Annotated in this window: 4 protein-coding genes; 1 reads left to right on the top strand and 3 read right to left on the bottom strand. The window is 76.8% G+C overall.

Annotated elements, in window-relative coordinates; all coding sequences use genetic code 11:
* Positions 1-238: 238 nt before the first annotated feature.
* The 3 genes from AB0E96_RS39550 to AB0E96_RS39540 form a co-directional block, all read right to left on the bottom strand.
* On the bottom strand, positions 239-751 hold the full coding sequence (locus AB0E96_RS39550; protein WP_359831470.1) for an NUDIX domain-containing protein: 513 nt from the start codon (positions 749-751) through the stop codon (positions 239-241).
* 19 nt (positions 752-770) lie between these two features.
* Entirely contained in the window at positions 771-965 is a 195-nt protein-coding gene (locus AB0E96_RS39545; RefSeq protein WP_359831468.1) for an SPOR domain-containing protein, read from the bottom strand.
* 239 nt (positions 966-1,204) lie between these two features.
* A complete protein-coding gene (locus tag AB0E96_RS39540) occupies positions 1,205-2,506 on the bottom strand; it encodes a DUF4190 domain-containing protein (protein WP_359831466.1) in 1,302 nt (433 codons plus the stop codon).
* A gap of 420 nt (positions 2,507-2,926) precedes the next feature.
* On the opposite strand from AB0E96_RS39540, the gene AB0E96_RS39535 reads away from it, so the two are divergent.
* A partial coding sequence (locus AB0E96_RS39535; protein ID WP_359831464.1) for an SDR family NAD(P)-dependent oxidoreductase occupies positions 2,927-3,624 on the top strand: 698 nt, incomplete at its 3' end.

Here is a 3,624-nt window from a genome sequence, read left to right as displayed (position 1 = left end):
GGCCGGACGGGCGGCGCGGCGCAGTCGGGCGCGGGCGGCGGCGCTCCCCGTGGAGCCTGCCCGCCGCTCTCCCCCGCCACCGTTCCCGGTACTCGACACCGACGGGGCCTCCGGCTCTGGTCGGGATCGGCGTCGCCGGCTGGGGACGGCTCACCGATGGTGACGAATAGTGCCGAAAAGTGACATACCCAGCAGCACCCAGGCTATCCCGGCCCCCGGGTCGTCTTGTCCGATTGACCTACTCGACGGACTGCGCGTCGCCCGCCGTCGGCGCGCTGTCCGCGGCACCCGCTCCGGGACCGGATCCGGGGCCCGCGAGCAGCCGGGCGACGTGCGGCAGCACGTCACGGTCGTGATCGATCCAGTCCACGGCGTCCAGCTCGTCCGGGCCGAGCCACCGCAGCGCGTCGTGGTCCTCCAGTGCGCGCGGCTCGCCGGCCAGCAATTCGGCGGCCCAGAAGCGCAGTTCCAGGCCGGGGCGCACGGCCCACGCGCCCGGCAGCCGGGTCAGCGCGCGCGCCCGGACGCCGAGCTCCTCCAGCAGCTCCCGCTCCAGCGCCTGCGCCTCCGTCTCCCCGGGCTCGGCCTTCCCGCCGGGGAACTCCCACCGGCCGGCCACCGACTCGGGCGCGCTGCGCCGGGCGGCGAGCACCCGGCCGCGGTGGACCAGGGCGCCGCCGACCACGATCCGGGGAGCGGCGGGGGCGTCGGAGGCGGGGTGGGCGGGGCCGGGGGCGTGGGAGGCGTCCATGACCGCGACCCTACGGGGCTCAGGCGTTGCGGACCGACCCGTCCGCCGATTCGGGGCCCACCGCCGCCCCGTCCTCCTCGACCCAGTACATCTGCTTGTGGCCGCGGGCCTCGAACTCGGCGGCCATCCGCCGGGCCTCGGCCGGATCGAGGCCCTTGGCGACCAGGAAGCGGTTGCCGTTGTCGTCCTGCCGCATCACCCGGTGGGTACCCATGGCGGGAGGGTACCGGGGGCGCCCTCGGGCCGTCCCGCTCCCTGCCGTCGCGGTCCGTCGCGGGCCGTTGCCGACCGGTCCGTTGCCGGCTGTCGGGCCCCGACCGTCCCGCCCTGGTCGGACGGGCCGGTCCCCGGCTCGCGTGGGGGTCGGGCCGGGGACGTGTCCACGACCGTAGGGCCGCCGGGTAACCGCCGGGTTTTGGCCTGGTCAACGGCCGGTAACCGGGTGCGCGGCGCTCAGACCCGTAGGTCGGGCACCTGCTCACCGGTGGACAGCCCCAACCCGCGGCGCACCTCCAGCGCCGTCGGCGCCGACTTGGCCACCAGCGCCCTGGCCCGGCGGACGTCGCCCGCCACGTCGCCGCCGGAGGCCGCGGCGTCCCAGGCGGCGGCCGCCTGCGAGGTGGCCTCGGCCAGCTTGGCGATCTTCGGCTGGACGTCGGCCGGCCAGGGCGCCGACGGTCCGCCCAGCGCGGCCGCCTGGGCGCGGGAGGCCGCGGCCATCCGACGGGCCCACGCCCGGTACTCGGCCTCGGATTCGGAGACCGCGCCCGCCGGCGGGTCCAGGTAGACGTCGTTGAAGCTCCGCACGGCCTCCAGGTAGGCCAGCTGGGGCGCGGTCAGGCTGCTCCGGTCGGTCCGGACCGTCCCGCGGTGCTGCTCCTCGCGGTCCTCGTAGGCGCAGGTGACGTACCGCGCGCCGGACTCCCAGTTCCTCGCGGTCGGGTAGAGGTAGACGTCGTCCATGCCGTCCGGGAGGACCCACTGGTCGAGCGCGTAGCCGTCCAGCACCTGGCGGCACAGCCGGCCCGCCGAATCGCGGACCTCGCTCTCGCCCGGGTAGCCGCCGTCGCGGCCCGGCAGGTCGGCGGTGCCCGCCACCTCGCCGTTGTGGGGCTCGGCGCAGGCCACCCGGTGCACCCAGTACACCGTCTCGTCGCCGTTCCCGTCGGACGTCGAACCGCCCCCGGGGGAGTCGTAGCAGTCGCCGGCCTTGAGGTCGGACCAGTGCACCGAGCCGGCCGGCGCCTTCGGGGCCCCGCCGAAACGGCCGGCCCGCGCCGAACCGAAGTCGGCCGCGCCGAGCGCGAGGACCAGCAGCACCGTGCCGACCGTGCCGAGCACCAGGCCGGTCACCGCCATGCCGGAGCCGCGCTCCTTGCGGCGGTTGATCTGGACCAGCGCGAGGATGCCGAACACCAGGGCCACCGGGGCCACCAGGAGCAGACCGGTGACCAGCGAGCCGACGGCGAAGCCGTTGGTCGGGGCGGGGCCGGGCACGAACCCGGGGAAGGGGACGGCGGCCGGGCCCTGACCGGGGGGCTGGGCGTACGGGTGACCGGGCGGGAAGCCGGACCGGGCGGCGGGGGTGACGGAGGCCCAGCCCCCGGCGGGCAGCGGGTACGGCGGCTGGGGCGGGGCGGCCGACGGCGGGACGGCCCGGGGTGCCGGGGCCGGGGCGGCGGACGGACCGGCGGAGAGGTCGGGGGCGGCCCAGGGGTCGGCGGGGGCCGCGGGGGCGGGCGGCGCGCGCGTCAAGGAGGCGTCAGGGAAGTGGCGGCCGGGTGTCAGGGGTTCGTTAGGGAGGGTGAACGCGCTTGTCCCGGGCACGTGGTCGGGCTTTGATGGAGCACATGCACCGCTCGACCCGCCACCACGACCGCCCGCCGCATAGTCGGCCGCGGAACGGCGCTGTCGCGGTCGCCACCGCCGTCCGGTAGGACCGAGCTCCTTCCCGCTCACCGCCGGCCGCGCGGCACGGGTCCGGTGTCGTCCACCGGGTCCGTGCCGCTCACCGCCGTCCGCCCCTCCGTCCCCGGTCGTCCCGTGGGCCGGGGGGCGGGCGCGCCTCATCCCTTCGCACCACACCCTTTCCCCGCACCGCGGGTCCCGGATCCGGACGGCCCGTGCCGCGCCGCCTCCCCACCCCGCCGGTGCCTTCCACCCCTTGGATGGGTCATGCCCGACACTGTTCTGTCCGCCCGTACCGCCCTCGTCACCGGCGCGTCCTCCGGGATCGGCTGGGAGACCGCCCGGCTGCTCGCCGGGCACGGCGCGACCGTGCTGGTGCACGCCCGGACCGCCGCCGAGGCGGAGGACGCCGTCGGTCGGCTGGTCGCCGCGGGCGCCCGGCGGGACCAACTCGTCGAACTGGCAGCCGACTTCACCCACCTCGCGGAGGTCGCGACGCTCGCCCGCACGGTCGTCGAGCACTGTCCGGCGCTGGACCTGCTGGTGAACAACGCCGCGGCGCCGGCGCCGGAGCGCTGCACCCTCACCGACGACGGCAACGAGGTCTCGCTCCAGGTCAACTTCCTGGCCGCGCACCTGCTGTCGAGGCTGCTGCGCGCGCCGCTGGCGGCGGCCGGCGACGCCCGGATCGTCAACGTGTCCTCCGCGCTGCACCGCACGGCCTCGATGAACTGGGCGGACCCGCACCGGGCGAAGAGGTACGCGCGGGTCGCGGCGTACGCGCAGTCACAGCTCGCGCTCACCATGGCGACCGCCGAGATGGCCCCGGCCGGCTCCGGCATCACCGCGGTCAGCGTGGACCCGGGCCGGTCCAGCTGTCGGTCGGCGCGTACGCGGGTGCCGCGCTCAAGCTGTGGATCAGCCCGTGGACGGTGCCGGACGCGATGTTCCTGGCCTCCACCTGG

The organism is Kitasatospora sp. NPDC036755, from assembly GCF_040636595.1.
Taxonomy (GTDB): domain Bacteria; phylum Actinomycetota; class Actinomycetes; order Streptomycetales; family Streptomycetaceae; genus Kitasatospora.
This window is presented reverse-complemented; position numbering and strand designations above follow the sequence as displayed.